This window comes from Roseovarius sp. THAF27 (assembly GCF_009363655.1).
Taxonomy (GTDB): Bacteria; Pseudomonadota; Alphaproteobacteria; order Rhodobacterales; family Rhodobacteraceae; genus Roseovarius.
On the sequence record NZ_CP045393.1, the window covers coordinates 2,966,520 to 2,983,616 of the forward strand.

Below are 17,097 nucleotides of genomic sequence, written 5' to 3' on the forward strand. Positions count from 1 at the left end.
TCAGCCTTCCGTGCGGCCCGTCTCGCGCGCGTCGGTGCACCAGCGGTCCTCGACGATGTGCCATTCGACATCGCCATCGGTCGCGTGGATGGTCACTTTCGCCTCTTCCGAGGTCACCGCCTCGGGCCCGATCATCGTCAGGAACAGGGCGAAGGCTTCGCTGGTCAGGCACATGGGCACTCTCCTTTTTCTGCGTGGTCGCCCTCTCCGGCACGGGCCTCGCACGGCCTCTGCCGCCTTCTCGCCATGGCGTCTTACCATCGTGCGGCGGCGCTGCATGACCAATCGTTAAGATACAGCACGCTCCCCTCCTGTCCCGAAAAACGTGGACACAAGCCCGTGAGACAGACGAAAGACGCAACCGCATGACCGACACACCCGTCCTTTCCGTTCGCGACCTGACCGTGGAAATCCCCACCCGGCACGGCATTCTGCGCCCCGTGGATCAGGTCAGCTATGACATCCGCGCGGGCGAGATCCTTGGCGTCGTGGGCGAATCCGGCGCCGGCAAATCCATGACCGGCAACGCCGTGATCGGCCTGCTGGACCCGCCCGCCCGCATCACCGGAGGCGAGGTACTGCTCAAGGGCGAGCCAATCCACGACATCCCGCGCGCCAAACTGCGCCGCCTGCGAGGCAAGCATATGGGCATGATCTTTCAGGACCCGCTCACCTCGCTCAACCCGCTTCTGACCATCGGCGACCAGCTGACCGAGACCATCACCGAGCACCTGAACGTGGGCCAGGACGAGGCCCGCAAACGCGCCATCGCGGCGCTCGATGAGGTCGGCATCCCCGCCGCCTCGGCCCGCATCGGCAGCTACCCGCACGAGTTCTCCGGCGGGATGCGCCAGCGCGTGGTCATCGCCCTCGCGCTTTGCGCCGAGCCGGAACTGGTCATCGCGGACGAGCCCACCACCGCGCTCGACGTTTCGGTCCAAGCCCAGATCGTGGCGCTTCTGAAGCGGCTCTGCCGCGAGCGCGGCGTCGCCGTCATGCTGGTCACCCACGACATGGGCGTGATCGCCGAAGCCGCCGACCGCGTCGCCGTCATGTATGCCGGTCGCCTGGCCGAACTTGGCCCGGTGCGCGAGGTCATCACCAACGCCCGCCATCCCTATACCGCGGGCCTGATGGCCTCGACCCCGCTGGCAAGCGTGGGGCAAAAGCGCCTGAAGCAGATCCCCGGCGCCATGCCCCGCCTCGGCGCCCTGCCAGACGGCTGCGCCTTCCATCCGCGCTGCGAGTATGCGCAGGACAAATGCCGCCGCGAGCCCGGCCCCAGCCTTCGGGCCTGCGATGGCCGCGCCGCCTGCTGGTTCCCGCTCGGCACCACGCAAAAGGAGGACACCGTCGCATGAGCGCCCTGATCTCCATCCGCAACCTCACCCGCCGCTTCGACGTCTCGAAACCCTGGCTGAACCGGGTGATCGAACGGTTGAACAAGGCCTATCTGACCGCCGTCTCGGACGTGTCCTTCGATATCGAGGAAAACAGCGTCTACGCGCTGGTCGGCGAAAGCGGCTCTGGCAAGTCCACCATCGGCAAGATCGTCGTCGGCCTCACGCCCCCGTCCGAGGGCAGCGTCGAGATCAACGGCACGGACCTCGCCACCGAGACCGACGCCGCCAAGATCGAAGCCGTCCGCGACGAGATCCAGATGATCTTTCAGGATCCCTACGCCTCGCTCAACCCGCGCTGGCGGGTGCGCGACATCATCGCCGAACCCGTCGCGGCCAAGGGCGGCGACACCTCGGGGCTGGCCGAACGCCTGCTGGAACAGGTCGGCCTGTCAGCGGCGGACGCCTCCAAGTACCCGCACGAATTCTCGGGCGGTCAGCGCCAGCGGATCTGCATCGCCCGCGCGCTCGCCTCTGAGCCCAAGATCATCGTCTGCGACGAGCCCACCTCGGCGCTCGACGTCTCGGTCCAAAGCCAAGTCCTGAACCTCATGTCCGACCTGCGCGAGGAATTCGGACTGACCTATCTTTTCATCAGCCACGACCTCACCGTCGTGCGCCACATGGCCGACCGCATCGGCGTGCTTTATCTGGGCCGGCTGGTCGAGGAGGCGCCCCGCGATGCGCTCTTCACCGACCCCAAGCATCCCTACACCCAGATGCTCTTTGACGCGGCCCCCCGCATGGATGCCTTCGGGCGCGAGGTCGATCCCCCCAAGGGCGAGATCCCCGACGCGATCAATCCGCCGCCCGGCTGCGCCTTTCATCCACGCTGCCCCATCGCCATCGACAGATGCAGCAAGGAACGCCCCCAGATGCGTCAGCTGGGCCAGACGCGCGTGGCCTGCCACCGGGCGGAATAACACAGCACGACTTTCCCGTTTATCACGCGACAGCCCGGGCGAATTCTGCGTCAGGCGCGGCTCCAGAAGGCCGTGCCAAAACGCGCGGTCCGCAGGTCCGCGCCAGGCGACCAGCTCGACTTTACCACATATTGGAAAAATCACTTTACCAATTTGACGGTTTTCCAGTACGCTCGGCCAGGCTGGACCCTTGGCAAAAATGGGGCCGGCCCACGAACTGGGAGGAATCACATGACCAACAAACTGACCACGCGGCGCAATGCGCTGCGCACCATTGCCGGTGCAGGCGCCGCCACGCTGGCCGCACCGCATATCGCCGGGGCCCAGGCCAACGGCACCACCTGGAAAATCCAGACAAGCTGGCCCGGCGGCGCCGGTCTGCAAATCTTCAAGGACTGGTGCGGCACCATCGCCGAAAAGACCGGCGGCGAGCTGACGTTTCAGCCCTTTGGCGCGAACGACGTCGTCGGCGACTTCCAGCTTTACGATGCGGTGAAAAACGGCGTTCTGGAGGCGGTGAACCCCTTCACCATCTACGCCCAGGGCATCATCCCGGCGGCCACCTTCCTGACGTCCATTCCGCTGGGGATGCGCAACCCGCATGAATTCGACGTCTTCTACTACGGCCTGGGCGGCATCGACATCGCGCGCGAACTTTACGCGGCGCAAGGCCTGCACTTCGTCGGCCCCGTGCACCACGGCCCGAACATCATCCACTCCAAGGTGCCGATCCGCTCGATCGACGACTTCGCGGGCCGCAAGATGCGCCTGCCGGGTGGCATGGTGGCCGAGATATTCAACGAGATCGGCGCCGAAACCACCGTTCTGCCCGGCTCGGAAATCTTCCCGGCGCTGGAAAAAGGCACCATCGACGTGGCCGACTACGTGGGCCCCGCCGTGAACTACGCCCTCGGCTTCAGCCAGGTCACCGACTATATCGTCATGGGCCCTCCGGGCTTCATGTCGCTGTACCAGCCGGTCGACACCATGGACATCACCGTGGGCATGGACGCGTGGGAGGCCCTGTCGCCCGAGATGAAGCAATTCGTCGAGATGGAAACCCACGTCTATTCCGACATGCACCACGCCGCGATCCAGGCCGCCGACCAGGAAGCCTGGGAGAAGTTCGAGGCCGACGGCACCGAGGTCACCCGCCTGTCACAAGACGACGTGGCCCTGATGACAGAGGTCGCCGTGCCGATCTGGTTCGACTACGCCAACCGCGACCCGCAGGCCGCGCGTGTCTTCAAGATTCAGCTTGATTACATGCAGTCCGGCTCGCTGGGCTATGTCGACCCGGCCCTGACCGAGGGGCTCGAGCTCAAACTCTGATCCCTCGACCGATCCGCCGCCCGAGGGCCCCGCGCCCCCGGGCGGCATTTTCTGACGCTTTCAACGAGTGAGGACCGCAATGCCGGGGCTCAGCTTCACGCTGCCGCATTGGCTGTACTGGGTGGGACTGATCGTCTTTCCCATCATCGCGATGATCCTGTCGCGCCGACCACAGCCCGAAAAGAAACGCTATACCCTGCCGCTGGCCTACATGATCGCCGTCACCGGCGGCATCCTCGGCCTGCACCGCTTTTACCTCAAAAGCCTGTGGGGCCTGGTGTTCATTCCGATCTTCCTGTTCATCCTCTACGCCAACGCGCAGACGCAGGAGGCCCGCACGATCCTGTCGGGCTTTGACAACGATCTGCGCGTGGCCCAGCGGGTGATCGACCGCGAACAGGGCCGCGTCGAAGAGGCCCGCGCCGACCTTCCCGACCTTCAGGCCGCCTATGACGAGGCAGAGGAAGGCAGCTTTACCCAGCGCGCCGCCGAGCGCCGCCTGAACCGCGCCCGCGACACGCTCGACAGCGGGGCCGCGCGCCTCGAAGAGGCCCAGGCCACGCTCGAAGAGATCCGCCCGCAACAGGTCGAGGCGTTCCGCATCCGCGCCTGGTGGGACAATGCCGCGGGCTATGCGTTCTACGCCATCCTCGCCCTTCTGGCGATCGACCTCGTGCTGATGCCAAGGCTGGTGCGCCGCGCCAACGAAAAGATCCCGCCCGACGAGGTGTCCGAGACCGAAAAGGCCCTGGCCGCCCACGAGGCAGAGGAAAGCCCCAAGCGCGACAGCGACTATGCCGAGAACTGGATCGACCGCCTGTCGCTTTTCTGCGGGGAATTCGTGGCCTACTGGGCCGTGATCGCCGTTTTCGTCTATTACTACGAGGTGCTGGCCCGCTACGTCTTCGGCTCGCCCACCAACTGGGCGCACGAGGCGATGTACCTGATGTTCGGGATGCAATACCTGATCTCGGGCGCCTACGCGATGCTGACGGAAACCCACGTGCGCGTGGACATCTTCTATGCGCCGATGCGGAAAAAGAACAAGGCGTGGGTCGACCTGCTGACCTCGGTCTTCTTCTTCATCTTCGCGGGCACCCTGCTGGTCACCTCGTGGATCTTCGCCATGGACGCCATCGCCGTGCCCTCGGGCAACGCGGTCGTCTCGGATTGGGCGCGCGGCCAGATCACCTTTGGCGAGATGGTCTCGGGCTTCGGCCTCGACCAGTGGACCAACCCCAACATCCGCTGGGGCGAGATCAGCTTCAACGAATGGGAAGTGCCGCTCTGGCCGATGAAGTGGGTCATGGTGATGGGCGGGCTGCTGCTTGTCCTGCAAGGCATCTCGAAACTGTCGAAAGACATCCGTGAAATCGCACGGGGGAACTGAGTCTCATGGGTATTGAAATCGACATCGCGTGGCTCACGCTCATCATGTTCGGCAGCCTTCTGGCGCTCTTGATGGCGGGCCTGCCACTGGCCTTCGTCACCGGCGGTCTCGCCTGCGTGTTCCTCTTCATCCTCGGCGATGAACGCGCGCTCAACATCGTGCCCAGCCGCATCTTCCCGCTGATGACCAACTATCAGCTTTCGGCGATCCCGCTCTTCATCTTCATGGCGGCGATGCTGGAAAGGGCAGGCATCATCAACGACATGTTCGACGTGATCTACAAGGTCATGGGCGGGCTCAAGGGCGGGCTGGCCGCGGCGACCATCATCGCCTCGACGATCCTCGCCGCCATGGTCGGCGTGATCGGCGCGGCGGTGGTCACCATGGGCATCATCGCCCTGCCGGCGATGCTGAAACGCCACTACGACCCCAAGATCGCCATGGGCTCGATCATGGCCGGCGGCACGCTCGGCATCCTGATCCCGCCGTCGATCCTTGCCATCATCTACGCCGTGGTGGCGGAACAATCGGTTGGCGAGCTCTTCATCGGCGCGGTCATTCCCGGCCTGATGCTGTCGGGCATGTACATCGCCTACGTGGTCATGCGCAGCTACATCAATCCGGCCCTCGGCCCCGCTATCCCGGTCGAGGAACGCGTGTCGAACCGCGAAAAGATGCAGCTCATCGGAAAAATGGCCGCGCCCATCACGCTGGTCGCGGTGGTCCTCGGCATCATCTTCTCGGGCGTCGCCACCCCGGTCGAGGCCGCGGGCATCGGCACCTTCGGCGCCTTCATCGTGGCCGCCATCCACCGCAAGCTCGACTGGCCCACCATCCGCGAGGCCTGCACCACCACGCTCAAGGCCTCGGCCATGGTCATCTGGATCATGTTCGGCGCGACGATCTTCGTCGGCCTTTACGTGCTGGAAGGCGGGCAGCAATTCGTGCAGGACGCGCTGGCCGCGACCGGCCTCGGCCCCTGGGGCATCCTGATCCTGATGCAGATCCTGCTGGTGATCCTGGGCATGTTCCTCGACTGGGTGGGCATCCTGCTCTTGTGCGTGCCAATCTTCGTGCCGATCATCAAGGCGCTGGGCGCGGCCGCCTTCGGCCTTTCCAGCCCCGAGGACCTGGTGCTGTGGTTCGGCGTGCTCTACCTGGTGAACATGCAGATGAGCTTCCTGTCGCCGCCCTTCGGCTACGCGCTCTTTTACCTGCGCGGGGTGGCGCCGCCGGAGATCCCGATGTCGGACATCTTCAAATCGGCCCTGCCCTTCCTGTTCTTGCAGATCGTCGGACTGGTGCTTTGCATGGTCTTCCCACAGATCATCACCTGGCTGCCCAGGCTGATCTACGGCTGATCGCCAAACGGTCCCCGCCCCGCGCGGGGGCCGACCTCCAACCTGCCCCCCACGGCTAGCCCAGCACCTCCGCCACCAGCGGGTTCGGGAACCGTTGCTCCAGCGTCACCGAGCGGCAATTTGCACACAGTCACACGTCGCTGGCCCTCGACGTTTCCACCAGCCCGGCCCCAAGCGCGAACCAGACCATCTGCGCGTCTGTCTCAAGGCCCAGCACGCCCTTGATCTGGTAGTGATTGTTTCGCACCGTCTCGACGCTGATCGACAACGCGTCGGCAATCTCTTCAGCCGGCCAGCCGCTTGCCAGCAGGCGCAGGATTTCCGTCTGGCGCGTGCTCAGCTCGTCCAGGCCCGTGCCGGTGCCGGCAATCCGGTCCTGCGCGATTGCCTCGATCACATCCGGTGATCATCCGCTGGTCGAACCGGATGCAGGTGCCCGGCGCCATCACGCCCAGAAGCTTGATCGACGTCATCTCGGCATAAAGCGGGTCGCCCACGCGCGGCTCCATGTGATAGTTCCGCTCCAGCACATAACTGGCCCGCGTCAGCGTCGTCTGGGTGTCGCTCCGCGCGGTCCGGTACGCATCCGCCGCCGCCAGGCCAAGCGTGATCGCGGCCGCCAGCGCCGTCACCAGCCAAAGCGTGAAGACCAGTCGAAATCGCAGGCTCATGTCGCTTCCTCCCTGAACGGGCTGCCTCCAAGGATCGGGCAAACCGGCCGTCATGTCTCGGGCAATTTGCCCGACATGCGCCGAAAATGGACGATAACCTCCTGGCCCAGGCGCCGCGAAAGCCCCTCGCCGATCGTGCGCGACGCCAGGTCGACCACGCCGCCCGGGGCAAAGGCCACGAGAATGGTGATGGCGCGGTTCGGATAATCCTCCTGCGCCGCCGCGCCGGTCGCAATCATCGCCGCAAGCGCGGCTCCCAGCAGTTTCTTCATGGTGTTTCACTCCTCCCATTGTGCGGCCCCTTCGAGCCGCCTGACCGATCGGCCCGAACGACCGATCGTATTCAGCGTCCCGCCCGGCATCGCTACAGGCCCGGCAGGAAACTCAGAAATCTCCGAACAACCGGACGGATACCGCCTTGAGATGCGCGCGCATGAGCGCCTGGGCGGCGTCGGGGTCGTGATTGGCGATGGCCTCCGCGATGCGTCTGTGCTCGTCGAAGCTGCCATGATCGCGCGACGGCTTCGGCGTCTGCCGCTGCACCGCGCCCCACGTGACCGAGCGGCGTATCGAATTGAGCCTGTCGAAGATGGCGACCAGCGGGATGTTGTCGGTGGCCTCCGAAATCGCACGGTGAAAATCATCGTCGGCGGCCTCGTAGGCGTCCCAGTCGCCCGCCGCGTGGGTCGCGCGCTCCGCTGCGGCGATCCGGTCCAGGGCCTCGGCCGAGGCATTCATCGCCGCCTCCCGCGCGATGGACGGCTCGATTGCCAGCCGTGCGGCCATCATCTTGACCGGCGTGGTGCGCCGCGACAGGGCCAGCGTGGTGTCCGCCTGCTCTTCCGCGCCGTCGGGGTCGGACATGAACGTGCCCTTGCCGACGTGCCGCCAGATCTTTCCCTCGTCTTCCAGGTCCTGAAGCGCATTGCGCAGCGCCGCGCGGTTCAGGCCCAGCTCGTGCAGCAGCGCCCGCTCGGACGGAAGACGGTCGCCCGGACCGAAATTGCGCTCCTCGATGAAGGCGCGCAGCCGGGTTGCCGCCGCCTCGTTGTCAGCCGTCCGGATTTGAGTAGTCTCGTCCACGCCTATCCCGATCAATTTCTGATCTATCAGATCAATCCCTCAATTGGTCGCAATGGTTGCCACCGTGGATTCCTAAAATCAACTGGTTTATAAAATTATTGCCCAGATCATTTTAAAATTGATCTTTTCAGAAGTTATTTCTATGGCTCTATGTCAAATTAATCTGAAAGGTTGTCATGGCTGACTTTGCTATCTCCCCGCCCGAAGTTATCAGTGTTCCCACCGCCTCCGGCGCGCGATTCCCCGTGCGCCGCGTCTATTGCATCGGTCGCAATTATGCCGCCCACGCCATCGAGATGGGCCATGACCCGGACCGCGAACCGCCGTTCTTCTTCCAGAAGAACCCCGACAATCTCGATGCGTCGGGCGAGTTTCCCTACCCGGCCCACAGCTCCGACGTTCACTACGAGGTCGAGCTTGCCGTTGCGCTGAAATCCGGCGGCGCGAACATTCCGCTTGGCGATGCGATGTCGCATGTGTGGGGCTACGCGATCAGCCTCGACATGACGCGCCGCGACCTGCAGGGCGAAATGAAGAAAATGGGCCGCCCCTGGGAGATCGGCAAGGCGTTCGAGCGTTCCGCGCCGATTTCTCCGCTGGTGCCGATCGAGGAAAGCGGCCCGCTCGACGAAGGCCGGATCGAATTGCACGTCAACGGCGAGCCCAGGCAGGACGGCGACCTGAACCAGATGATCTGGAAGGTCCCGGAAATGATCAGCTACCTGTCGGAATATTTCGAACTCGCCGCCGGCGACGTCATCCTTTCGGGAACGCCAGCAGGCGTCGGGGCAATCCAGAAAGGCGACACCATGCTTGCCAAGGTCGAGGGCCTGCAGGACTTCGAGGTCAAAGTGGTCTGACCTGACCCGAGCGGGCTCAATCGAGCCCGCGCTGCGGCCTTTCTGCACGCGTGCAGCGATGCACGCGCCGGGTCCCGTTCCCGAAACGCCACCCCGGTCGAAAACCCGGCGCCGAAGGATCGGCGCCGGCCCGGTGCACCAAAGACGCGCCTGGGACCGCGGCGTAAAGCCCGCACCACCTCACACGGCGCGGGCTCGCGCGCCTATCGTCCCATCGTGTAGAATTCCGTATTCGGTCGCATCGACGTAAAATTCGCCATCCGGTTCGACAGGCCGAAGAACGCCGTCACGCCCGCGATGTCCCAGATATCCTCGTCGGTCTCGGTCTCGCACGCCATGAGTGCAAGCTGAACTCGGATGGCGCGCGCGGACCACGCCGGACAAGAAATGGCAGAAACGATTGATTCAAGCGGCCACCAGGGCTTCTCTGGGCTATCTCTGATGTTGAAGTGGTGCCGGGGGCGGCACCACAAGCACAGAAAGAACCACCCAAACAAACCAACATTTACGCATACTATCAATTATTTAAGTTAATTTTGGCGAAATTCAATTGACCTCGGGATTCCATAAATGTGATACAGTTTAGGTGACATACATGAAGCATCTCTGGAAGCGCGGCGGAACCTACTGGTTCAGGATGCGTCGTCCCAAACGGTTCGAAAAGGTACACCCGCCAGCATACCTCACACAACCACTCGGCACTGACAGCAAATCACAGGCGCTGACACTCATCCCAGCAATCAAACAGCAATGGCTCGCCGAGCTCGAAGCTCGGCTCGCCGGCTCTGCATCTACTTCATCCAAAGAAGCATATGATGCGACTTTGGCCCTTCTCAAAACTCATAACTTGCGTCCGCTTCCCGCAGAGCATCTGGCGCAAGCCTCGATCCATGACATTTTGGATCGCCTGAACCAAGCCGAACGCCTCGACCCATCCGGTACGTCAAATGAGTTCGCATCGTTCATGGGTGGGATTGAATTGCCCGACACAAGCGTTTCAACGCTGGCAGGCAAGATGGACCGGATACTTGAACCTGAGGTTCGCGCCAAGAACAATCGCCAACGTCGAGTCTGGAGCGCCAAATGGTTACGCTCATCTAAAGTTTTTAATGAAAGCGTCGGAGACAAACCGATCGTGGAAGTCACAAAGAATGATGCATATTCCGTGCGCCGCTACTGGCAGAAGATCGTCGAAACCGGGCGCGTGGAAACCGGGTACGCCAATAAGCACCTTGGGTATCTAAAGAGAATGATTGACGCATTCTACGCGGACCTCGAAATCGACGAGTTCGAAAATCCGTTCGACGGCGTTCGGATTGCTCGGAAGCAGCCTTGGGAGTCAAAGCAAAGCGAAAGTCGAAAGCCGGAGTTTAGCCCCCTCTGGATCAAGGAGACCATCATTGGTAGCGATGCGATGTCCGGGTTGAACGAAGAGGCGCGAGATATTGTTATCATATGCGCGGAGACTGGCTGCCGAGAAGCGGAGATCTTCGACTTACCGGAAAACTCAATTCTCCTTGATGCTGACGTGCCGCATATCTGGATCCGTGTTGAAATGCCTGATCACGAGTCCGACCCTCAGGCGAATCACGTGTCACGCGACATTAAGACCGGTGCTTCGATCCGTCGTGTTCCGCTTCTGGGAGCGGCCTTGGATGCTATGCGACGACATCCAGAAGGCTTCCCAAGGTTCCGTGGGAACGCGAACTACTACAACACCGTCAACAAATATTTCCGAGACAACGGTCTTTTTCCGTCTGCGCAGCACACGATCGGTGGATTGCGACATTCATATGAGAGCCGCATGCGGCGCCTTGGGATTGATAACGAGGAACGCGCGCAACTCATGGGGCACTCTCTAAGAAAGGTTCGGGGCAGAGAAATCTACGGTGATCAGACCGATCTCAGACTGCGCGCTCTGTACGCAGAGATGATTGCTTTCCCAACTTCGAGCTGGCAGCCACGAAGCTACGACAAACTTAGTAGTCGAATTGATGAAATCTTGGAGGCCGAAGGTTTCAAACTCAAATCATGACCGCAGTCATGAAGAAACAAAATCCAGTACTGCAGTTCATTTCAAGTCACAAGATCACCTCGTGTATCACCTTCCGGCATGAACTTCGGCAAATGATCTGGCGAAGCTCATTCGAGCATGCTTTCCGCGCAAAACCTCTGAAGTATTGACCGGCACAGTAGCTCGAGATTTCTTTGATGCATGAGTGCGATGCCTGATAGCACTGGCCTGAGAATGTCTATATTCCGGACATCTTCCCAGGGAAAATGTCCACTCGCGCACTTTTAGGCAACGTGCTGCGCCAAATACACTTGATCGCTAAAGCTACTGCTCAGACTGCAAGCTCATCGGATTATGGATTGCATAGGCAACACGTATCACACGCGCGCAACGAGCGCTCTTTCACAGATAGCGGAGAGCCCAGGGTCCGGACATTTTCGCAGGGAAAATGTCCACTCGCGCACTTTTAGGCAACATGCTGCGCCAAACACACTTGATCGCTAAAGCTACTGCTCAGACCGCAAGCTCATCGGATTATGGATTGCACAGGCAACACGTATCACACGCGCGCAACGAGCGCTCTTTCACAGATAGCGGAGAGCCCAGGGTCCGGACATTTTCGCAGGGAAAATGTTCGATTGTCTGAACGCATTCATCGGAGGAATAATAAATTGCAGAAGATTTGCAGCGACCCACGTTGAAAAGCCGGGCCAAATCCAGGTTGGTTGTTTGAGCTCAAAGGGAAATGGCCTTTCTCGCAGCAACGAAGTTCCCGGACGCGTCAAGACAAACACCGCGTCGTAGGCGCTTCAGGTACAAGTAGAACTCATCTTCGGCTTCTGATGATCGCTGCAACTTCTTAACGAACATTTCGGTAGATTGGCGATAACGGACAGCAAGATCTATTGATCTGGACCTGAACAGAACAACTGAGAACTTCTTGGAAGCCTTGTGGTTGGCCTACGCCAACATAACTCTTGTTCAACATTATTCCTCGAAGCACAAAGACTTGGTCGGGAAACCCCTATTTCTTCTTGCCGCCGTCTTTATCACTCGAGGGCTTCCAGTTGGAAGGTATTGGGAATGTCTGAATGATCTTGGTCAACTCTTTCGTCCTTCGTGTACTGGCGATAATACCGTAATCAGCTTTGATCCGCCAGATCGGTAATTTTTTCGCCCCGCTCACCGGGGAAATCTGCCTGAATTAGCCATATCTGTTCGGAGCCAACATTCACTTTAGCGTGGGATTCCCTGCTCTGCCCCGCTTCTGATCACAATTGAAGATGGCGATGCTCCCAGATCGTGTCGGTTTTTCCAACTATATGCCTGTGGTCAGAACCTCCATCGTTCGGGTGACCAAGTCGCTCTGGAAAACAACGCTCCCAGACCGATACGAACTCGATCGCCAAGCAAGTTAAGTTAGTCGTAGCGCAAGCTCAGACGTCTTCCGTCGTGCCTGAGTTCAAGGCTCATCCTGCACCGCTGGGTTACCAGAGAGAAGTGGAATGACGACTATGGCAACATCTGACGGCGGAAGGTTGCTTTCGGCGAAGACCATGGAGATACCATTGTATCTCCGCGAAATCGAAATGGTTCAGAAATCCTCCGTTCCTCAAACACCTAAATCTGTCCGGTAGGTGCTGACGTTAGACACTGCCGCTCTTGGCGACAAGGAGCGTCATCACTTTATCGTCCTGGGTCTTAAAGGATTGCTCTCCCACGTCGATTTGATCCGCCCATTCGACGTCGAAGTATGTGTCTGCTTCGATCTTGGACATAAAGCGATAATCCTGACCTTGGCACGCTGGTCTTGACCGCCGCCGGGTTCGAGCAGTTGCTGAACGACGCGCCCGCCTCGATCACCGTGATCGACGCCGAAGATTTCGAGGGTCGCTCGGTCGAAACCATCGCCGATCTTCTGCGCGACACCGCCGGTGTCTCGGTCGAAAAGGGCGGCAAACTCGGTGGGGACAACATCACCATTCGCGGCCTTGGCGAGGATTACGTCCTCATGCTGATCGACGGCAAGCCCATCGGGGCCTCGCAGGATGCTTTCTACAACGGGTGGGGCACGGGCCAGCGCAGCGGTTACCTGCCGCCCGCCTCGGCCATCGAACGGATCGAGGTCATCCGTGGCCCGATGTCGTCGCTCTATGGCTCGGCAGCCTCGGGCGGGGTGATCAAGGTCATCACCAAGAACGTGCCCGACAAATGGGGGGCAGTGTCATGCTGGGCTACCCTATCACCGTACACAAGTCTATCGCCGAAGACCTTCGGCGAAAGCGCGGGACCATTTTGAAAGCGGTCTTTGCGCCGGCAAAAGCATGAACAAGGTCCGGGACAATTTAAGATCGGCAATCGGAACGAATGCAAGGCAAGGGTCCCCGAACAGCATCAGCGCGTTCCGAGGCAGGAGACCGACGCCAAGCCCAACTCGGATCATCGCCAGTTGCGCGATCGTGGAATGCGCCTCGATCGCGCCCACCCGCAAGGCTTGGGGAACAAGGGTGCTTGAAGCAAGCAACTGATGCGTTCCGGTCCCCGGACTGAGTGAGATCACCTCGCCCGGATCGATGTCCTTCAGGGTCAGATCTGTGCGCCCGGCCAGGGCATGTCCGCTCGCGCAGGCCAGGCCGACGGGATCGCGCAAGATTTCTTCCTGCTTGAGGTCCGGCGAATGCAGCGCCCGGCCGGCCACCGCGAGGTCAAGCTCTCCCTCCACGACCATCCGCGCCAGTGTCTCCGCGATATCGTCGTGAATCCGCAGCCGGATATCTGGATAACTGCTACGGAACCGCGATATCGCCGGGGCAACCAGTTCATTGATCGCCGAAGGACTGCACCCGATAGAAAGCGTCCCGATCCCTTGAACGCCACGCGTCTGCAGCCGGGCTATCGCACGGTCGAGACCATCCAACAAAGGGGCGGCTTCCTGCATAAAGGTCATTGCGGCAGCTGTCGGCGCCGGGGGGCGTTGGCTTCGATCAAACAATGGGGCGCCCACGGCTGTCTCAAGCTGCTGGATCGTCTCGGACAAGGCCGAAGGCACGACGCCAAGGGCAGAGGCCGCCCGCGAAAAAGATCCATGCGCCTGCACGGCCATCACGGCCCGTAGGTGCCGAATGTTGAAGTTCGTATTTGCCGAATTTAACTTCATTAATTACTGATTTTACGAAGCGTTGAGATGTGGTTCAAGGGGCTTCTGAATAGGAAGCTTACATGACCGAGCACGACAAGAGCCTCAGCCAGGACACCCTGCCCCAAGCGCTTCGCCGCGCAGGGTTCGAGGGAGAGATAGAAAACGACACCGCTTTGCTCTCGGCAATGTCGACCGATAACTCGATTTACCAAATCCGACCCGACATAGTTGTCGCACCGCACGACAGCGCCGATTGCGCTGTCATCGCCTCCGTGCTGTCTCAGCCTCAATTTGCCTCGGTCGCGGTCACGCCGCGTGGCGGTGGGACAGGCACCAATGGGCAAAGCCTGAACCGTGGCCTTATCATCGACACCCGGCGTCACATGCACCGTTTGCTTGACGTGAACGTTGAAGAAGGTTGGGCCGAGGTTGAGCCGGGCCTCGTGCTTGACGACCTGAACGAGCAACTACGGCCCAGCGGGCTTTTCTTCGCGCCGGAAACCTCCACCTCGACCCGTTGCACGATCGGCGGGATGGTCAGCACCGACGCCTCCGGCAAGGGGTCTCGGGTTTACGGTAAGACCAGCGACAATATCCTTGCGCTGCAGATCGCGCGCCCCGAGGGCCTTCTGTCAAGCAACGAGAGGCTGCCCGAATGGGCCATCCCAATGCTGCACCGCGCCGAGCAGGCCGCACGCGGAGGGCGCGATGCCTTCATGGCGAATACCCCACGCCTGAACCGGCGGTTCACCGGCTACGATCTCGAACGGGCCTGCCCGCCTGACGGTGGGTTCGAATGGTGGCGTCTTTTCCTCGGGGCCGAAGGCACGCTTGGCCTGATCACGCGTATCCGGGTGAAACTGCGCCGCATCGAAAGCGAAAAGCAACTGCTGGTCGTCGGCTTCGACGGGTTCCGCAATGCCCTGTCCTCCACCAACCCGCTTCTTGCCGCGGAGCCGACGGCTATCGAGGTGATGAACGAAACGGTCCAGAAAATCGCATCGGATTCGGGGTTGCTCGACGGTTTGCCAGCCGCGCTGCGCGCGGTGCCGGGGCGTGAGATCGCCTATACCTTCATTGAATTCAACAGCAACGACCCGGCGGCCGTCGCCGCGCGGATCGCACACTGCCGCGAGATTCTGGCCGAGCTGCCCGGCGTAGACGAAATCTACCAAGCGCGCGACCGATCCGAAATCCAGCGATTGTGGGCCATCCGCTCGGGCAGCGTCGGCCTTCTGGGCAAGGTAGACGGCCCTGCCCGGCCCGTCGCCTTTGTCGAAGACTGCGTCGTGCCCCCGGAAAACCTGCCGGCCTTCGTGGACGATTTCCGCGCCTTGCTCACCAGCCACGGCTTGTCTTTCGGCATCTACGGGCATGCCGATGTCGGTTGTCTGCACTTTCGTCCGACCTTGAACATTGACAGTGAAGACGACAGGGACAGGCTTGTTGCCATATCAGATGCCGTATTCGACCTGACCCGGAAGTACGGCGGCATCTTTTGGGGAGAGCATGGCAAAGGGGTGCGCGGGGTCTATCTTCGGCCGTGGATCGGCGAAGAGGCCTATGCTGCGCTTCAGGGAGTAAAACAGGCGTTTGATCCGGAAGGGCGCTTTAATCCCGGTAAACTTACCGGGAATGGCGAGGCGATCATGGGCATCGCGACCACCCCGTTCCGCCAGTTCAATGCGCCGGAGGGTGATCCGCTGGAACGAGTCTTTCGCTGCAATGGCAATGCTCAATGTCTCAGCTACGCGCACAGCACGCCGATGTGTCCCTCGTTCAAAGCGACCAGCGATCTGCGCCAAAGTCCGAAGGGGCGCGCAGACGCGTTGCGTGAATGGCATAGCCTCCATGCCGCGGGACACACTGACGATCAACTTGAGACGGACCTGCTGGATACCCTCGACGGCTGCCTCGGCTGCAAGGCATGTGAATCCTCCTGCCCGGTTCAGGTTGACATCCCCACGATGCGCACGATCTTCTACGAGGACTATTACAGCCGTCACATCCGCCCCTTCGCGGACCGCCTGACACTTCTCGCGGAGCGAATGAGCCGGCAATTCAAAGCGGTATCCCCGTTCCTGTCGCCCGTGTGGCCCCTTCTTGCAGGCATCGGTCAGCGCCTCACCGGCACGCAGGACCTGCCTCGCCGTCTTGCCGGCCAAGCGGCCCCGTCTCTTCGCCTGTCCGACAAGGATCTGGCGACCACCTCCCTTCCCGACGGCACTGTGCTGCTTGTGCAGGATTGGTTCACGGCGCTTTTTGACGCGCAGGTGATCGAGGATATCGCGGAGGGGCTGCGTGCCCTCGGCTTTCGTCCGCGGCTGCTTGAGATGAGACCGGCGGGCAAGGCGGCGCTGACGATGGGGGATCGTAGGGGGTTCGAGAAGATGGCCCAGGCCCTTTCCCAACAGCTCAGCGGTGCCGCCGAAACCGGCGCGCCACTGGTGGGCCTCGATCCGGCATTCGTCATGATGCTACGGCAGGATTACCCCAAGGCCCGCTTTGCTGTTCCCGAGGTCCTACTGGTGCAGGAATTCCTCGTGAAAGAACTTGAGACTGGTAAAACGTTTCCGAGCGTCCGTGGCGGTACATCTATGCGCCTTTTGTCTCACTGCACGGAAGCCACAAGCGTACAGAAGAGCGGCGCAATGTGGACCCGCATTTGCCAGACCATCGGGATCGAGGCAGAAACACCGGCCACGGGTTGTTGCGGCATGGCGGGTCTTTTCGGCCACCAGTCGCGGCACCAGGGCGTTTCCAGAGCGCTTTTCGATCTGTCATGGCGCACGCAGGTCGAGACGGACCAGCCCGTAGCGGCAACTGGGTTCTCTTGCCGCTGTCAGGCCAGCCGCCTCTCCGATCACGATTTGCGTCACCCGATGGGCCTGATTGCCGAAGCCCTGCGCCAGTAAACTGACTGG

Annotated in this window: 17 protein-coding genes; 9 read left to right on the forward strand and 8 right to left on the reverse strand. The window is 61.3% G+C overall.

Going from position 1 to position 17,097, the window contains the following annotated elements; translation table 11 throughout:
- Positions 1 to 174 carry a hypothetical protein gene (locus FIU89_RS22320; protein WP_172978121.1) on the reverse strand — a complete coding sequence of 58 codons (174 nt, stop codon included), beginning with the start codon at positions 172 to 174 and terminating at the stop codon, positions 1 to 3.
- 191 nt (positions 175 to 365) lie between these two features.
- Here FIU89_RS22320 and FIU89_RS14855 point away from each other — a divergent pair, with 191 nt between their 5' ends.
- The 5 genes from FIU89_RS14855 (at position 366) to FIU89_RS14875 (ending at position 6,406) form a co-directional block, all read left to right on the forward strand.
- On the forward strand, positions 366 to 1,361 hold the full coding sequence (locus tag FIU89_RS14855) for an ABC transporter ATP-binding protein (protein WP_152493321.1): 996 nt from the start codon (positions 366 to 368) through the stop codon (positions 1,359 to 1,361).
- Positions 1,358 to 2,323, forward strand: coding sequence for an ABC transporter ATP-binding protein (locus tag FIU89_RS14860; RefSeq protein WP_152493322.1), 966 nt, complete (start codon positions 1,358 to 1,360; stop codon positions 2,321 to 2,323). The genes FIU89_RS14855 and FIU89_RS14860 overlap by 4 nt, the downstream gene beginning before the upstream one ends.
- A 231-nt stretch (positions 2,324 to 2,554) precedes the next feature.
- Positions 2,555 to 3,655 (forward strand): TRAP transporter substrate-binding protein DctP, encoded by a 1,101-nt coding sequence (dctP, locus tag FIU89_RS14865; RefSeq protein WP_152493323.1) that lies wholly within the window; start codon positions 2,555 to 2,557, stop codon positions 3,653 to 3,655.
- 79 nt (positions 3,656 to 3,734) lie between these two features.
- A complete protein-coding gene (locus FIU89_RS14870) occupies positions 3,735 to 5,045 on the forward strand; it encodes a TRAP transporter small permease subunit (protein WP_152493324.1) in 1,311 nt (436 codons plus the stop codon).
- A 5-nt stretch (positions 5,046 to 5,050) separates the two neighbouring features.
- Entirely contained in the window at positions 5,051 to 6,406 is a 1,356-nt protein-coding gene (locus tag FIU89_RS14875) for a TRAP transporter large permease subunit (protein WP_152493325.1), read from the forward strand.
- A 130-nt stretch (positions 6,407 to 6,536) separates the two neighbouring features.
- Here FIU89_RS14875 and FIU89_RS14880 read toward each other — a convergent pair whose 3' ends face one another.
- The 4 genes from FIU89_RS14880 to FIU89_RS14895 all read right to left on the reverse strand — a co-directional run bounded on the left by FIU89_RS14880 (position 6,537) and on the right by FIU89_RS14895 (position 8,160).
- A complete protein-coding gene (locus FIU89_RS14880) occupies positions 6,537 to 6,803 on the reverse strand; it encodes a helix-turn-helix transcriptional regulator (RefSeq protein ID WP_152493326.1) in 267 nt (88 codons plus the stop codon).
- Entirely contained in the window at positions 6,691 to 7,077 is a 387-nt protein-coding gene (locus FIU89_RS14885) for a hypothetical protein (protein ID WP_254701692.1), read from the reverse strand. Before FIU89_RS14885 ends, FIU89_RS14880 begins: the two co-directional genes overlap by 113 nt.
- 50 nt (positions 7,078 to 7,127) lie before the next feature.
- Positions 7,128 to 7,349: a hypothetical protein gene (locus FIU89_RS14890; protein ID WP_152493327.1), complete on the reverse strand. Its 222-nt coding sequence runs from the start codon at positions 7,347 to 7,349 to the stop codon at positions 7,128 to 7,130.
- Between the two features lie 112 nt (positions 7,350 to 7,461).
- Complete coding sequence (locus tag FIU89_RS14895; RefSeq protein WP_254701693.1) at positions 7,462 to 8,160, reverse strand: FadR/GntR family transcriptional regulator; 699 nt, start codon at positions 8,158 to 8,160, stop codon at positions 7,462 to 7,464.
- A gap of 176 nt (positions 8,161 to 8,336) precedes the next feature.
- On the opposite strand from FIU89_RS14895, the gene FIU89_RS14900 reads away from it, so the two are divergent.
- On the forward strand, positions 8,337 to 9,020 hold the full coding sequence (locus FIU89_RS14900; RefSeq protein WP_152493328.1) for a fumarylacetoacetate hydrolase family protein: 684 nt from the start codon (positions 8,337 to 8,339) through the stop codon (positions 9,018 to 9,020).
- A 203-nt stretch (positions 9,021 to 9,223) separates the two neighbouring features.
- Here the strand turns inward: FIU89_RS14900 and FIU89_RS22840 are convergent, their stop codons facing one another.
- On the reverse strand, positions 9,224 to 9,358 hold the full coding sequence (locus FIU89_RS22840; RefSeq protein WP_302848994.1) for a hypothetical protein: 135 nt from the start codon (positions 9,356 to 9,358) through the stop codon (positions 9,224 to 9,226).
- Between the two features lie 257 nt (positions 9,359 to 9,615).
- On the opposite strand from FIU89_RS22840, the gene FIU89_RS14910 reads away from it, so the two are divergent.
- Positions 9,616 to 11,055 (forward strand): hypothetical protein, encoded by a 1,440-nt coding sequence (locus FIU89_RS14910; protein ID WP_152493329.1) that lies wholly within the window; start codon positions 9,616 to 9,618, stop codon positions 11,053 to 11,055.
- A gap of 1,625 nt (positions 11,056 to 12,680) precedes the next feature.
- Here the strand turns inward: FIU89_RS14910 and FIU89_RS22845 are convergent.
- Positions 12,681 to 12,812 (reverse strand): hypothetical protein, encoded by a 132-nt coding sequence (locus FIU89_RS22845; RefSeq protein ID WP_302848995.1) that lies wholly within the window; start codon positions 12,810 to 12,812, stop codon positions 12,681 to 12,683.
- Positions 12,813 to 12,844: 32 nt separating this feature from the next.
- Here FIU89_RS22845 and FIU89_RS14915 point away from each other — a divergent pair, with 32 nt between their 5' ends.
- Entirely contained in the window at positions 12,845 to 13,333 is a 489-nt protein-coding gene (locus tag FIU89_RS14915) for a TonB-dependent receptor plug domain-containing protein (RefSeq protein ID WP_254701694.1), read from the forward strand.
- Here FIU89_RS14915 and FIU89_RS14920 read toward each other — a convergent pair.
- Positions 13,292 to 14,191: a LysR family transcriptional regulator gene (locus FIU89_RS14920; protein WP_152493331.1), complete on the reverse strand. Its 900-nt coding sequence runs from the start codon at positions 14,189 to 14,191 to the stop codon at positions 13,292 to 13,294. The two genes, FIU89_RS14915 and FIU89_RS14920, sit on opposite strands and share 42 nt — an antisense overlap.
- Before the next feature lie 62 nt (positions 14,192 to 14,253).
- Between FIU89_RS14920 and FIU89_RS14925 the strand changes: the two genes are divergently transcribed.
- Positions 14,254 to 17,088, forward strand: coding sequence for an FAD-binding and (Fe-S)-binding domain-containing protein (locus FIU89_RS14925; protein WP_152493332.1), 2,835 nt, complete (start codon positions 14,254 to 14,256; stop codon positions 17,086 to 17,088).
- Positions 17,089 to 17,097: the final 9 nt, after the last annotated feature.